Below are 13,872 nucleotides of genomic sequence, written 5' to 3' on the forward strand. Positions count from 1 at the left end.
GACTCAAGGTCGTCGTTTTCCGACCTCTCTCACTCCACCAGCGGCACGCCTTCCAGCTCAATCGCCTTGCCGCGCTTGACGGGGTTGAAGGCGGTGTAACGGTACTCGCTGCATCCGTTCAGCACGAAGGGGTCTTCCTTGAAAATGTCGCGGAGTTGTTCTTCGCTCTCGGCCTGGGCCAGCAGCACGCCGCCGGTGCCGTCCACCTTGCGCCCGGAGGTGAGAAAGACGCCGCTGACATAGTGCTGGTCGAGCCAGGCGCGGTGCAGGGGCGTGACCGCCGCGAGTTCGTCGCCGCTTTTCAGGTAGGTACTTTCGATAAACCAGAGGGTCGTCATGATGTTGGAAGTCTAAGAGTCGAAGGGTCTAAGGGTCAAAAAGGGGCAACCTTGGACCTTTCGACTCTTATACGGATTCCGATTGAATCTGGTAGTTTCAGATTCAATCCGACTTGCAAAGCTGCGCAGCAGAGCGGATGCGAGTAGGAAAAAATACGGATTCCGCGATATGGATGCACAGGCGGCGCTTTCCCGACTGTGCAGGAATTAAGCGGAATCCGTATTAGACCCTCAGACGCGCCGCACGGCGAGCGCCAGCCCGTTGCCGCCGCCCATGCACAGGGTCGCCACGCCCAGTTCCCTGTCCTGCTGTTTCAGCGCCGAAAGCAGCGTGACCAGAATCCGCGCCCCGCTCGCGCCGATGGGGTGGCCCAGGGCGACTGCGCCGCCGTTCACGTTCACGCGCTCCGGGTCGAGGCCCAGTTCGCGGGCCACAGCGAGGCTCTGCACGCTGAACGCCTCGTTCAGTTCCCACAGGTCAACGTCGCCCGCCCCGATATTCATTTTCTTCAGCAGCTTTTGCGTGGCCGGAACAGGCGTCATCATCACCCACTCGGGGGCGAGGCCGCCCGTCGCGTAATCCACGATTTCGGCCAGGGGCGTAAGGCCGTGTGCCTTCGCCAGTTCCTCACTGACGACCATCAGGGACGCGGCACCGTCGTTCAGGCCGGGGGCGTTTCCGGCGGTCACGCTGCCGTCTTTCTTGAAGGCGGGCTTCAGTTTGCCCAGCGTTTCCTCGCTGGTGTCGCTGCGGGGGCCTTCGTCGCTGTCCACCACCACGTCCCCTTTGCGGCCCTTGACGGTCACGGGCACGATTTCGTCCTTGAAACGGCCTCCTTGCTGGGCGGAAATCGCCTTGCGGTGGCTGCCGGTGGCGTAGGCGTCCTGTTCCTCGCGGGCAATCTGGTACTTCTCGGCCACGCGCTCTCCGGTCAGGCCCATGCCCTCGTCGTTGATGGAACACCACAGGCCGTCGTGCGTGTTGGCGTCGAGCACCTGCGCGTGGCCCAGGCGATAGCCCTTGCGTGCGCCGGGGAGCAGGTGCGGCGCGTTGCTCATGGATTCCATGCCGCCCGCCAGCACCGCGCTCTGGTCGCCCGCGCGGATGCTCTGGGCCGCCAGAATGACCGCCTTGAGGCCAGAGCCGCACACCTTGTTGATGGTGAGTGCGCCCGCTTCCTGGGGCACGCCCGCCCGCATCGCCGCCTGCCGCGCGGGGTTTTGCCCGCAGCCTGCCTGGACGACCTGTCCCATGATGACTTCTTCGACCAATTCGGCGGGAAGGCCCGAGCGTTTCAGGGTTTCACGCAGGGTGATGGCTCCCAGTTCGACGGCTGGCACGTCCGCCAGAGCGCCCAGAAATTTCCCCGTCGGCGTGCGCGAGGCCGCCACGATGACTGCTTTTGACATGGCACCAGTTTAAGCTAACACTCGTTAGGTCGTCGCTTTATCTGACGAAGCGAGTCATGGTGTTGTACGAGTTCTTTCTCTAGCTTCGGCGTCGTGGACACCCTGCTGCTGATTGTCGGTCTTTCGGCCTTGCTGCTGCTGGTCATGCTCCTGACCCGAACCAGAGAAAAGCCGTCACGGAGCCGGAACACGCCGAAGGTACGCTGGCTAGACCCGGCGGTGCAGGCGACCTTCGACCGTCAGGCAGGCCGTGCAGTGACCGTGCCGAAGGGGAAGGACGCGATGTGGGAACGGAAAGTTCTTTCACAACTTCGGGGCGACCGGGCGGCGATGGAGCGCCTCGTGGCGGGGCAGGCAAAGCGTTTTCCGCGTGCTGGTCGGGCAGAACTGCTGGAAAGAGTCTATGACGATTATGTGCGTGATCAGCGCTGACCGCTACAATGCTCCCGATGCGCTGGCTTCCCTCCTTCCTCCTGTTCCTCGTGGGCCTCCTGCTTGCGGCCCTCGCGCTGGGCATGTTCGCCGTGCTGGGTGGCAGCGGCCCGCTGTGGCTGCGCTCGCTGGGCAGCGTGGCGCTGGGGGGTCCCGGCCCGAGCGGTTTCGTGCGCGCGCTGGTGCTGACGCTCCTGGCCAGTACGGCCCTCGCGCTGGCGACCCTGCGCCGCCCGGCACCAGCGGCCGTGCCCGAACCCTCGGCGCCGCAGGGCTGAGGGCTGGCCTTACCATGTCCTCCATGACCCCCCTGCTGATTCAGGATGTCCTGAGCGCCCTGCCGCACCGTTACCCCTTCGTGCTGGTAGACCGTGTGCTGAGCATCGAAAACGGCGAAGTTCACGCCATCAAGAACGTGACCATAGGTGAGCCGTTTTTTGTGGGTCACTTTCCCACCGAGCCGGTCATGCCCGGCGTCCTGATCACCGAGGCGCTGGCGCAGGCGAGCATGTTCTGTCTGCACGGGCAGATGGAACCGGGGCAAATCGGGTATCTGGCAGGCATCGAGGGCGCACGCTTCAAGCGCAAAGTGATTCCCGGCGACCAACTGCACCTCCACGCCAAACTGGAATTCCTGCGCCGGGGCCTGGGCAAAACCACTTGCCGCGCCGAGGTGGACGGCGAGGTGGCGGCGGAGATGCAGATTCTGTTCGCGGTGGCGAAGTAGGTCTAGAGCAGTTCTCCGAATTACGTGATGCGCGGAATGGCACCGCGCATCCCTCCATTCTCCGCCCTGCTCAGTGTTTTGCACTCGCTCCGCTCGCCAAAAAGACGTTGCGTCTTTTTGTCAAATGCTCTAAAGGTCTAAGAGTCCAAGGGTCTAAGCTTTGCCCTTAGACCCTTGGACCCTTAGACCCTTAGACTTTTCCCGTGCTTTTCCCCTTCCCGCCCCGCCCCGGAACCCCCCGCCCATGACGCGCCTGACCCGCTACGCCACCCGGGAGCTGCTGCCGCCGCTGCTGGCGGGCACGCTGCTGTTTACGGCCATTCTCAGCTTCGGGTACTTTTTCGTGTCCAGCCAGTGGCTCAGCGGGGTGCCGGTGGCTCTCATCGCCCGCTGGATTGGGTATCAGCTGCCCGACACGCTGGTCAAGGTGCTGCCGATGGCGGTGGTGCTGATGACGGTGGTGGCCTTCGGGCGCATGAACACCGAGCGCGAACTCGTGGCGGTGCAGGCCGGGGGCATCGGGCTGGGGCAGGTGACGCGCCCGGCGGCGGTCATCGGGCTGCTGGTCACTCTCCTCAGCGTGTGGCTGAGCCTCTGGGTCGCTCCCCGCGCCAACGTGGAAACGCGCGGGCTGTACTGGGACGCCCTGACCGGCGCGGGCCTGTCGCAACTCGTCGGCAAGACGGTGGACTTGGGCCAGGGCCTGACCCTCTCCATGCAGGGCTATGACACGAAAACCCGCCAGATGCAGGGCGTCCGGGTCGAGCAGTGGCAGAAGGACAACTTTCGTCAGGGCATGATTGTGCTGGCCGACGCGGGCAAATTCGAGAACAACCAGCTGTCGCTGACCGGGTATCAGGTCTACCGGGTGGACTACGCCGCCGCCGCTGCGCTGGCTCAGGTGCCCGACAACGACCCCGCCGCCTTCCGTGAGGCCGTGCAGAGCGTCTTTCCGCTGGTGCAGATGGCCCCCGACGCGGCCTCGCCCCTCAACCTCGACACGGGCCTCTCGCGCAAACAGACACTGGCGCAGTACGCCGACGCCATCGGGGCCGACGCGGAAGGCTGGCCCGAACTCGTCACCAAACTGACCGCCCCCGATGTCCCCGCCGCCGAGCGGCAAGCGGCACGGGTCAATCTGGGCCGCAAGCTGGCGCTCCCCTTCGCCAATCTGGTGCTGGTGCTGGCCGCGTTGCCCTTCGCCCTGCGCTTCGGGCGCACGCTGGGGGTGAGTCTGGGGGTGGCGCTCGTCATCGCGGTGGCGTATTACCTGCTGTTCAGCGTGGGGCTGACCCTGGCGGGAATGCTGCCGGGACTGCCCGAAGTCGGGGTGTGGCTCGCCAACGTCGTCTTTGCGCTGGGTGGCCTGTGGCTGCTGAGGCGAACGTGAAACGCACCCTGCGTGCCCTGTTCATGTCGGTGTCGCTGGGTGCGGGGCACGACCAGGCGCAGCGGGCGGTCAAGCAGGCCTTCGCCGAGCGCGGCGTGGAGCTGACGGGCGCGGAACACGATTCGGTGGAGTACCTCAGCGCCTTCGAGCGCAGTTTCACGGTGGACCTCTACGAATTCGAGCTGCGGTACGCCCCCTGGCTGTACCGGGGTTTTTACTGGCTGACCGACCAGGACCAGCCCTGGAACGTCATCAGCCGCATGTTCACCTGGCTGGGCATGGGTGCTTTCAAGGACGAACTGCGCCAGCTGCGGCCCGAGGTCGTCATCAACAGCTTCTGGGCGCCCGCCGCCGTGTGCGACACCCTGCGGGCGCGAACCGGGCAGCGCTTTCTGAACACGCTCATCGTCACCGACTACCGCGCACACCTCCACTGGGCGCGGCGTGACACCGACCTTCTCATGGTCGCCTCGGAAGAAACGCGGCGGCAGATGCTGGAACGCGGCGTGCGGCCCGAGCAGGTGGAGGTGACGGGCATTCCCATTTCCCCGGCCTTCCGCGAGGTGCTGAACCTGAACCGTGAGACGCTGCGCCGTGAACTCGCCGCCGAACTGGGCCTGCGCCCCGAGCTGCCGCTGCTGCTGCTCTCGGGCGGCGGGCGCGGGCACTACCAGCCGCAGGAGCTGCTGCGCGAACTCGGCAACCTGGGCCGCGCCGTGCAGGTGCTGGTGCCCGCCTCGCGTCAGGGGGAGGGGGCCGAGACCATCGGCGGGGCGACGGTTCACCACCTCGGCTTCCGGCGCGACCTGCCCCGCTTGATGGCGGCCTCCGACCTCGTGGTGGGCAAGGCGGGCGGGCTGACGGTGGCCGAGGCGACGGCGCTGGGCGTGCCGATGGTCGTCTACCGGCCCATTCCCGGACAGGAGGAGTACAACGCCGACTTTCTGGAACGGCACGGGGCGGGGCTGTGGGCCAGAAAGCGGCACGACATCCGGCCCCTGGTGCTGCGTGCCCTCGACCCCGCCGAACACGCCCGCCTGAGTGCCGGAGCGCGGGCGGTGGGCATTCCCGACGCGGCGGACCGGGTGGCCGGGGCTATCCTCGGGCGCCTGGGGAACGCATGAAACGCGGTCTGAAGCGTGCGCTGCTGGCCGCTGGGCTGTACATCGGCCTGCCGTATCTGCTGGTGCAGGTCGGCAACCTCGGCCTGGTGCACGAGGGCAAACGGGCGCGGCGCGAGGTGGCGCTCACCTTCGACGACGGCCCCGACCCGGTCACCACGCCTGCCGTGCTGGACGCCTTGCGGGAAGCGGGAATGCACGCCACCTTCTTCGTCATCGCGGGCCGGGCGCGGGCACACCCCGACCTGATTCGGCGGATGCTGGGAGAGGGGCATCAGGTCGAGGCACACGCCGAAAAGCACGTCCACGCCTGGATTCGCACGCCCTGGGGCGCGGCGCTCGACCCGCTGCGGGCCGTGCGCGGGCTGTCGGAAGTGACCGGGCGGCCTGTCCGTCTTCACCGTCCGCCGCACGGGGCCTACACGCTGGGGACGTGGCTGGGGCAGCGGCTGGCCGGGGTGCGCGGGGCACACTGGAGCATCGAGGGGCGCGACTGGCACCCGGCGTCCAGTCCCGAAACGGTGCGCGAACGTCTGGCGGCGCTGCTCGTGCCCGGCGCGGTGGTCGTCCTGCACGACGCGGGGCCGGGGGCGCGGGTCACGGGGCCGCTGCTGCCGGGGCTGCTGACCGACCTGAAGGCGCGGGGCTACCGCTCGGTGACGCTGGACGAACTGGACGGCGCGGGGCCGCAGGGCTGGCCGGGCCTCAAGCGGCGCGGGTTTCTGGCGCTGGACGCGGTGTTCGACCGCCTCGGCGGCATTCGGTTTGCGGGCGGGCGGGCCGACAACCTCTTTCGCATCGCCCGCGTGCCGTTTCCGCTGAGCGGGGCGCGGCTGGCGGACAGTACCCCCATCCCGCATGGAGCAGCGGCGCTGGAATTTCACGTCAACAACCCCATTCTGGTGGACCTCGGCCCCCGCGCCTCGGTGCGGCAGGCCCGGCGCGAGGATTTCCGGGTGGTGGCCCGCGAACTTCAGACCCGGCCCGAATACGCGGACGTGCAGTATGTCTTTTGCCTCTCGGCGGTGTCGCCGCTGCTGGGGCTGCTGGGCTTCGAAAACCACGACCTGCCGCCCGCCGACGCCCGCCGCCTGCGCCGCTGGGCCAACGTGCTGCGCCTTGCCTACGGCAACGACCCGAACGCCAAAGCCCCGCAACTGAGTGTGCTGACGCGGGCGGAGTTTTTGCGGCTCTACGGCTGAGAGTTTTAAACTCGAAAGCCATGAACTACGACGACCTCGCGTCCATCTACGACCAGCAGTACGACAGTTACCGCGACGACCTGCACTTCTACGCGGGGCTGGCCGAGCGTGTCGGGGGGCGGGTGCTGGAAATCGGCGCGGGCAGCGGGCGGGTCACGTCCTTTCTGACGCGGCGCGGCGTGCGGGTGCTGGGCGTCGAGCCGAGCGGCGAAATGCGGGCCAGGGCGCAGGCGCGGGCGGCGCGGGAAGGCGTCACCCTCGACATCGTGGAAGGCAGCGTCCAGACGTTTCGCAGCGACGAACGCTTCGGCCTGATTGTCGCGCCGTTCAATGCCCTGATGCACCTGTACACCCCCGCCGAGCAGCTGGCGGCGCTGCAAAACATCCGCGCCCATCTCGCAGCTGGCGGGCAGTTCGTCTTTGACCTGTACGTGCCACGTTTCGGGGCCATGAACACGCTGCGGCACGAAGGCGAGACCTTTCACGCGCCGGACGGCTCACGCACCGACCTCTTTTTATTGCAGCGCCACGACGCGCCCCGGCAGCTCATCACCACCGAGTATTTTGCCGACACTGCCGCGCCGGACGGCACCCTGCGCCGCGCCCACCACACGCTGACCCAGCGGTATTTCAGCCGCTTCGAGATGGAATGGCTGCTGCGCTGCGCGGGCTTTGAAACGCCGCGTGTGACGGGCAGTTTTCAGGGCGGCCCGCTGACCGAGGCCAGCGAAGTGATGGTCTTTCAGGCGCGGGCCGATTCTTCCCCGGCCTGAATGATGCCCACCAGTTCGGTCAGCAGCGCGGTGGCCGAGGCGCGGCTGACCCCCACCCGCCCATGAAATTCGGCCTCCAGGTGCAGCCGCAAGTCCTCGGCGGCGTCGGCGCGGCTGAGCAGGTCGAGCGCGGTGAGCAGGCCGCCCGCCAGCACCGTCAGTTCGTCGCGGGAGATGTCGAGAGTGACGTTTTCGCCCCGGTCGTCGGTCAGCTTCATGGACCTACCCTAGAACAATTCTCTGAAACTGCTTCCCGCCGGGACAGACCTATTCCCCCCGGCGTTTGCGGACCCAGAAGGTCAGCAGGTGTCCGTACATCTTGCTGCGGGCGCCCAGTCCGCTCCAGAAGCCGCGTTTGGTTTCCTTGAGCACCTGCGCGAGCTGCGGGAGTTCCACGTAGGCCCAGCGGGCGTCGGTGGCCTTGAGGTGCGAGGTGATGGCCGGTTCGGGCCAACGCTCGGTGGCGAGCCGGGGCACGCCCAGCAGCCAGTCGCGGCGGCAGGCCCGCTGCCCGCTGAGCTGCGGGGTCATCTTGTTGCCGAAGTCCGACGCGAAGCTGCCTCCCGCGAACACGCCGATGGTCATGTCCAGCGAGCCGTCCAGCACCGGGCGCAGCAGCACGTCGAGGTGCTCGCGGGTCAGGCCCTGAAGGTCGGCGTCGAGCATCACCACATATTCGGCGTCGGTGGCCTGAAGGGCGGCGGCCAGCGCCGGACCCTTGCCCGCGTTTTCCAGCAGCTCGACCACTTTGGCCCCGGCGGTGCGGGCCACCTGCGCGGTGGCGTCGGCGCTGCCGTCGGAGGCCACCACCACCTCGGGCGTCAGGGTCAGGGCGGCCCGGACCACGTTGCCCACCGTCTCCTGTTCGTTGTAGGCCGGAATGACCACCGCCACGCGGGGCGTTGGGGAAGCGGAAGTGCCGACACTCATCGGCCCCCATGCTAAACGATGAAGGCCAGCTCAAGGTCACCCCCGCATGAGGCCGCCATGCTTCTCGAGTAGCAGGCCGATGCTTCTACATCTCTTAATTATACTTAGCGCATCTCGAGGTGATCGAAAGCGTTTCCTCGAAACTAAAAAATAGACCTGATGGGAAATCTATTTTTCTGATTCGTGCGAGTTGCCGGGAGGGTCGTCGCCCTGCGGGTCCAGAGGTGGCAGGGCACCCGTGCCCGGTTTGGGTTGCAGCGCCCCCTGCATCAGCAGCAGGAAGCGGTCCTGCCAGTCGAGCAGCACCTCGCGCTGGTTGCGGTGCCCGCCGTGCAGCAGCGACATCAGGCAGGCGTCCACCAGCAGCGCCGCCAGAAAGCGGGTGTCGGCGTCGGGCCGCAGCTTGCCCTGTTGCCGCATGGCGCTGAGCACCGGCTCGACCAGGCTCACCAGTGTTTGCGCCGTCTGCCACTCCTGCGCCAGGGGGCCGCCCGCCGCGCCCTCACCGGGTCGGCTGCGGCCCAGCACCGCCTGCCCCACCGCGCCCACGAGGTGCTGGTAACGCACGCCGAGGTCGGCCATGCGGGCCGTGACCAGTTGCCACACGGCCTGCGGGGCCGCGCCACTGCTCAGGCGGCGCAGCGCCTCGGCCCGCGTTTCGCCCACCGTGCGCTCGAAGTGCGCGAGCAGCATATGGGTCTTGCTGGGAAAGTAACGGTAGAGGTTGGTCCGGCTGACGAACGCCGCCCGGGCGATGTCCTGGGCGCTCACGCTGTCCAGCCCGGTGCGGGCGAAGAGTTCGAAGGCCGCCCGAGCGATGCGCGTGCGCCGGGCTTCGTCCTGTTCCTGACGGTCCACCTTCATGGTCGGCTCCAGTGTAGAGCAGCGCGGGGCGGTCAAATGTTTTTCCGGGCCGTTCTCCAGCATAGCGTCTGCCCCCTCGCCGCGCTGTAAGGCTTTTCCCTGACGGCAGGCTGACACGCGGGCTAGAGTGCGGGCACCGGAACATCAGAGTTCGTCAGGTCTTTCCCCCGAGGTGTTCCGGTGTGAAGGAGCGTGAACCGTGCAGATCTATCAGCTCTCTGGCCGCAACGTCGAAGTCACCGAAGCCATGCGCGAGTACGTCCAGGAAAAGCTCTCGCGCCTAGACCGGTACAACGACCAGATCACCGACGCCCGCGTGACCCTGACGGTGCGCGACGTTCGCAACAACGAGCGGCGCAACCGCGTGGAGGTGCAGCTCAACGTGCCCCACGGCATCATCCGCGCCGAGGAGCACCACGCGGACATGTACGCGGCGATCGACAAGGCCAGTGACGTGCTTGAGCGCCAGCTCCGCAAATTCAAGACCCGCTACATGAAGCAGCGTCAGGAGGGCCGCCCCGAACCCCTGCCCGGTCCCGCCGAGGCGGCGGTGGCAAATGGTGGGGATATGGACGACGTGACCGAGTTTCATCCCGAAATCGTTCGCCAGAAGCGCTTCGAGCTGCGGCCCATGTCCGCCGAGGACGCCGTGGTGCAGATGGAAGCCCTGGGCCACGACTTCTACGTCTTTCAGGATATGCAGGGGCAGACCGGCGTGGTCTACCGCCGCAAGGACGGGCATTACGGTCTGATCGGCGCGAACTGACGCCCGAGTTTTTCCCTTTTCCGCCCCTGGTCCGTGTAGCCGGGGGCGGTTCGTTGCCCTGCGGCCCTGTTTCCTGCCAAACGTCCGTTCGGTCCGTGCGTGCCAAAATAGCGGCAACGGAGGACACCACCCATGACCGACCTGAGCGCGTGGAAAGCCGTCGCCCGCAAGGACCTGAAAGGGGCCGAGCCGGAGACGCTCAGCCGCGAAACCCCCGAGGGCCTGACCCTCAAACCGCTCTACACTCGCGCCGACACGGCGGGGCTGAACACCGACACCCTGCCCGGCCTGCCGCCCTACACCCGCGGCCCCCGCGCCACCATGTACGCGGCCCGGCCCTGGACGATTCGGCAATACGCGGGCTTTTCCACCGCCGAGGAGTCCAACGCCTTTTACCGCCGCAACCTAGCGGCGGGGCAAAAGGGCCTGTCGGTGGCCTTCGACCTCGCCACCCACCGGGGCTACGACTCCGACCACCCCCGCGTGGTGGGCGACGTGGGCAAGGCGGGCGTGGCGATCGATTCCGTCGAGGACATGAAAATCCTGTTCGACGACATTCCGCTCAGCGAGATGTCCGTCTCCATGACCATGAACGGCGCGGTGCTGCCCATCCTGGCCGGGTACATCGTGGCGGGGCTGGAGCAGGGCGCGCGGCTCGACGAGCTGTCCGGCACCATCCAGAACGACATTCTCAAAGAGTTCATGGTGCGCAACACCTACATCTATCCGCCCGAGCCGTCCATGCGGATTATTGCCGACATCATCGAGTACACCGCGCAACATATGCCGCGTTTCAACTCGATTTCGATTTCCGGCTACCACCTCCAGGAAGCCGGGGCCAACGCCGCGCTCGAACTCGCCTACACCCTCTCCGACGGCCTGGAATATGTCCGCGCCGCGCTGGGCAAGGGGCTGGACGTGGACACCTTCGCGCCCCGGCTGAGCTTCTTCTTCGCCATCGGCATGAATTTCTACACCGAGGTCGCCAAGCTCCGCGCCGCCCGGCTGCTGTGGGACGAGCTGATGAGCCAGTTTCAGCCCAAAAACCCCATGAGCCGCGCCCTGCGGACCCACTGCCAGACTTCGGGCTGGTCGCTGACCGAGCAGGACCCCTACAACAACGTCATCCGCACGGCGGTGGAGGCGATGGCGGCGGTGTTCGGCGGCACGCAGAGCCTGCACACCAACTCCTTCGACGAGGCCATCGGACTGCCCACCGACTTTTCCGCCCGGATTGCGCGGAACACGCAGCTCATCATTCAGGAAGAAACCGGCATTCCCCACGTCATCGACCCCTGGGGCGGCTCGTACCTGATGGAGCGGCTGACCCACGACCTCGCAGACAAGGCCCGCGAACTGATGCGCGAGGTGGAGCAGCTGGGCGGCATGGCAAAGGCCATCGAGTCAGGCGTGCCCAAACTCCGTATCGAGGAGTCGGCGGCCCGCAAACAGGCCCGCATCGACCGGGGCGAGGACGTGATTGTGGGCGTCAACAAGTACCGCCCCACGCAGGACACCCCGGTGGACGTGCTCGACATCGACAACGCCGCCGTGCGCGAGTCGCAGATTGCCCGCCTGAACAGGGTCAGGGCGGAGCGCGACACGGCAGCGGTGCAAAAGGCCCTGACCGCCCTCACCGAAGCCGCCCGCAGCAGCACGGGCAACCTGCTGGCGCTGAGTGTGGAGGCCATGCGGGTGCGCTGCACGCTGGGCGAAGTCAGTGACGCGCTGGAAAAAGTCTGGGGCCGCCATCAGGCCGAGGTGCGGACGCTGAGTGGCGTCTACGCGGCGGGCTACGAGGGCGACGAGGACTTCTCGGCCCTGCAACGCGACATCGACGCCTTTGCCGAAGCCGAGGGCCGCCGCCCGCGCATTCTGGTCGTCAAGATGGGGCAGGACGGGCACGACCGGGGCGCCAAAGTCATTGCCACCGGCTTTGCCGACCTGGGCTTCGACGTGGACGTGGGTCCGCTGTTCCAGACCCCCGAGGAAGCGGCGCGGCAGGCCGTCGAAAACGACGTGCACGTGGTCGGCGTTTCCAGTCAGGCGGCGGGCCACAAGACGCTGGTGCCGCAGCTCATTCAGGCGCTGAGGGCCGAGGGCGCGGACGACATTCTGGTGGTCGTCGGCGGCGTGATTCCCCAGCAGGACTACCCGGCCCTGCGCGAAGCGGGCGCGGCGGGCATCTTCGGCCCCGGCACGCCGATCATGCAAAGTGCGCGGGAAGTGCTGGAACTGCTCAGGAAGTGAGGGCGGTCAGGGGGCGGCTGGCTTGCGGGCTGGCCGCTTTTTTCTGGGGGTAAAAGATGAGACGAGTGGCTTTCACAGTGGCGCTGCTGGCTCTGGCCCAGGCACAGGGGGCGGCGGCGGACCCGATTCCAGGGATTCGGCAGAACTATCAGGCGGTGAATGCGGCAGTTGCGGCGGGTAAATTCAGGGCGAGTCACAAGGATTTCGGTTACTGCGGTCCCGCCCGAAATTCCGAACGGACCCTCTGGACCGACGGGCGCGGTGTTCCACGCAAATATGTGGAATCGGGCGGCAGTGACGACTCGTTCGTCAAGCTCTCCGCCTATCTGGACGGTCAGGGCCGGGTCAACTTCGTTCTCATCGAACGCAACGATATCTGGGGGCAAAGCGACACCCTGCGCCTCTATTACAACGGTGCCGGGCAAGTCGTCCGGCGTCTGGCGAGTTCTTCATGGGCGCTGGAGTGGGAAAGGTGGGTCGTGCGTGACGTGCGGCGAGCGTTTGGGGCAGCGTCTCCCTGTTCGCGCTGATTCGACAGCCCTTCCCCTCCGGGCCTATCCTGCCCCCCATGCTGTCCCGCGCTGTCGCCCACATCTCTGCCGCTGCCCTTGACCACAACCTGAGCACCCTCGCACAGCGCAGCGGCACCCGGCTGCTGCTGCCCGTCAAGGCGGACGCCTACGGGCACGGCATGGAGGTTGTCGCGCGGCGGGCGGCGGCGCACCCGGACGTGTGGGGGCTGGCGGTGGCGACCCCCGCCGAGGCCGAAACGCTGGCGCGGCTGAACCTGGGCAGGCCGGTGCTGCTGCTCACGCCGCCTGCGCCGGAGGAGGTGGGGCCGCTGGCCGACCTCGGCGTGCGGTTGCCGGTGGGCACGCTGGCCGAGGTGGACGCCCTGCCTGCCCACGCGCAGGCGCACCTGAAGGTGGACACCGGCATGAACCGCCTGGGGGCGCGGCCCGCCGACGCGGTGGCGGTGGGGCGGGCGCTGGCCGGACGCGGGCAACTCGAAGGTATTTACACCCATTTCGCCACGGCGGACGAACCCGATTTGACCTTTGCCCGGACCCAGCTGGGCCGCTTCCGCGCCGTGCTGGACGCGCTGCCCCCGGCCCTGGCCCACTGCGCCAACGGGGGCGGCGTCCTCAGCTTCGGGCAGATAGAGGGCATGAGTCTGGCCCGGCCAGGGCTGGCGGCCTACGGCTACGTGCCGGAGCACCTGCGCCGCGTCTGCCCGCTGCGCCCGGTGATGACCGTGCGGGCACGGGTCAACCAGCACCACACCGTGTATCCCGGCGAAACGGTCAGTTACGGCGCCCTGTGGCGGGCGGAGCGCGAAACCGAGGTCGCGGTGGTCGGCATGGGCTACGCCGACGGCTACCCCCGGAACGCCACGCTGAAGGCCGAAGTCCTTATCGGCGGAGAGCGCCGCCCGGTGCTGGGGCGCATCTGCATGGACCAGTTCATGGTGGACGTGACCGGGCTGGACGTGCAGCCCGGCGACTGGGCCGAGCTGTGGGGCGAAGGCGACCTGACCGCGACGGAGGTGGCCCGCTGGGGCGAGGTCATCGAATATGAGCTGCTGACGGGCGTGGGAGGCCGGGTCGAGCGGCGGCTGGCGTAGGGGAGAGGGGCGCGCGGGCCTTCTTCCGTCAAATGTTCGGGCGCT

The 13,872-nt window shown here is 67.4% G+C and carries 16 protein-coding genes; 11 read left to right on the forward strand and 5 right to left on the reverse strand.

The features are described from left to right. Positions 1-29: 29 nt before the first annotated feature. The gene (locus tag G6R31_RS02810; RefSeq protein ID WP_017871666.1) at positions 30-338 is read right to left on the reverse strand and encodes a YciI family protein; all 309 of its coding nucleotides are present in this window, start codon (positions 336-338) and stop codon (positions 30-32) included. Between the two features lie 231 nt (positions 339-569). Next, positions 570-1,748 carry an acetyl-CoA C-acetyltransferase gene (locus G6R31_RS02815; RefSeq protein WP_017871667.1) on the reverse strand — a complete coding sequence of 393 codons (1,179 nt, stop codon included), beginning with the start codon at positions 1,746-1,748 and terminating at the stop codon, positions 570-572. A 93-nt stretch (positions 1,749-1,841) separates the two neighbouring features. On the opposite strand from G6R31_RS02815, the gene G6R31_RS02820 reads away from it, so the two are divergent. From G6R31_RS02820 to G6R31_RS02850, 7 genes are all read left to right on the forward strand, one after another. Further along, a complete protein-coding gene (locus G6R31_RS02820; RefSeq protein WP_017871668.1) occupies positions 1,842-2,180 on the forward strand; it encodes a hypothetical protein in 339 nt (112 codons plus the stop codon). A 50-nt stretch (positions 2,181-2,230) separates the two neighbouring features. Then, a complete protein-coding gene (locus tag G6R31_RS02825; protein WP_152423786.1) occupies positions 2,231-2,458 on the forward strand; it encodes a hypothetical protein in 228 nt (75 codons plus the stop codon). 23 nt (positions 2,459-2,481) lie between these two features. Beyond that, positions 2,482-2,907 carry a 3-hydroxyacyl-ACP dehydratase FabZ gene (gene fabZ, locus G6R31_RS02830; RefSeq protein WP_017871670.1) on the forward strand — a complete coding sequence of 142 codons (426 nt, stop codon included), beginning with the start codon at positions 2,482-2,484 and terminating at the stop codon, positions 2,905-2,907. A gap of 244 nt (positions 2,908-3,151) precedes the next feature. After that, a complete protein-coding gene (locus G6R31_RS02835; RefSeq protein ID WP_017871671.1) occupies positions 3,152-4,297 on the forward strand; it encodes an LptF/LptG family permease in 1,146 nt (381 codons plus the stop codon). Further along, positions 4,294-5,421, forward strand: coding sequence for an MGDG synthase family glycosyltransferase (locus tag G6R31_RS02840; RefSeq protein WP_017871672.1), 1,128 nt, complete (start codon positions 4,294-4,296; stop codon positions 5,419-5,421). Before G6R31_RS02835 ends, G6R31_RS02840 begins: the two co-directional genes overlap by 4 nt. Beyond that, a complete protein-coding gene (locus G6R31_RS02845; RefSeq protein ID WP_017871673.1) occupies positions 5,418-6,620 on the forward strand; it encodes a polysaccharide deacetylase family protein in 1,203 nt (400 codons plus the stop codon). Before G6R31_RS02840 ends, G6R31_RS02845 begins: the two co-directional genes overlap by 4 nt. A 20-nt stretch (positions 6,621-6,640) precedes the next feature. Then, positions 6,641-7,393 (forward strand): class I SAM-dependent methyltransferase, encoded by a 753-nt coding sequence (locus G6R31_RS02850; protein ID WP_017871674.1) that lies wholly within the window; start codon positions 6,641-6,643, stop codon positions 7,391-7,393. Here the strand turns inward: G6R31_RS02850 and G6R31_RS02855 are convergent. From G6R31_RS02855 to G6R31_RS02865, 3 genes are all read right to left on the reverse strand, one after another. Continuing rightward, positions 7,363-7,611, reverse strand: coding sequence for a hypothetical protein (locus tag G6R31_RS02855; RefSeq protein ID WP_017871675.1), 249 nt, complete (start codon positions 7,609-7,611; stop codon positions 7,363-7,365). The genes G6R31_RS02850 and G6R31_RS02855 overlap by 31 nt on opposite strands. Positions 7,612-7,660: 49 nt before the next feature. Beyond that, the gene (locus tag G6R31_RS02860) at positions 7,661-8,323 is read right to left on the reverse strand and encodes a glycosyltransferase family 2 protein (RefSeq protein WP_025567390.1); all 663 of its coding nucleotides are present in this window, start codon (positions 8,321-8,323) and stop codon (positions 7,661-7,663) included. A 168-nt stretch (positions 8,324-8,491) separates the two neighbouring features. Then, positions 8,492-9,187 carry a TetR/AcrR family transcriptional regulator gene (locus G6R31_RS02865; RefSeq protein WP_017871677.1) on the reverse strand — a complete coding sequence of 232 codons (696 nt, stop codon included), beginning with the start codon at positions 9,185-9,187 and terminating at the stop codon, positions 8,492-8,494. A 199-nt stretch (positions 9,188-9,386) separates the two neighbouring features. On the opposite strand from G6R31_RS02865, the gene hpf reads away from it, so the two are divergent. The 4 genes from hpf to alr all read left to right on the forward strand — a co-directional run bounded on the left by hpf (position 9,387) and on the right by alr (position 13,827). Further along, entirely contained in the window at positions 9,387-9,953 is a 567-nt protein-coding gene (gene hpf, locus G6R31_RS02870; protein ID WP_017871678.1) for a ribosome hibernation-promoting factor, HPF/YfiA family, read from the forward strand. A 132-nt stretch (positions 9,954-10,085) separates the two neighbouring features. Next, a complete protein-coding gene (gene scpA / locus G6R31_RS02875) occupies positions 10,086-12,203 on the forward strand; it encodes a methylmalonyl-CoA mutase (protein ID WP_017871679.1) in 2,118 nt (705 codons plus the stop codon). Between the two features lie 56 nt (positions 12,204-12,259). Continuing rightward, positions 12,260-12,733: a hypothetical protein gene (locus G6R31_RS02880; protein WP_152423788.1), complete on the forward strand. Its 474-nt coding sequence runs from the start codon at positions 12,260-12,262 to the stop codon at positions 12,731-12,733. A gap of 38 nt (positions 12,734-12,771) precedes the next feature. Beyond that, positions 12,772-13,827 (forward strand): alanine racemase, encoded by a 1,056-nt coding sequence (alr, locus tag G6R31_RS02885; protein ID WP_017871681.1) that lies wholly within the window; start codon positions 12,772-12,774, stop codon positions 13,825-13,827. Positions 13,828-13,872: the final 45 nt, after the last annotated feature.

Source organism: Deinococcus wulumuqiensis R12 (genome assembly GCF_011067105.1).
GTDB lineage: Bacteria > Deinococcota > Deinococci > Deinococcales > Deinococcaceae > Deinococcus > Deinococcus wulumuqiensis.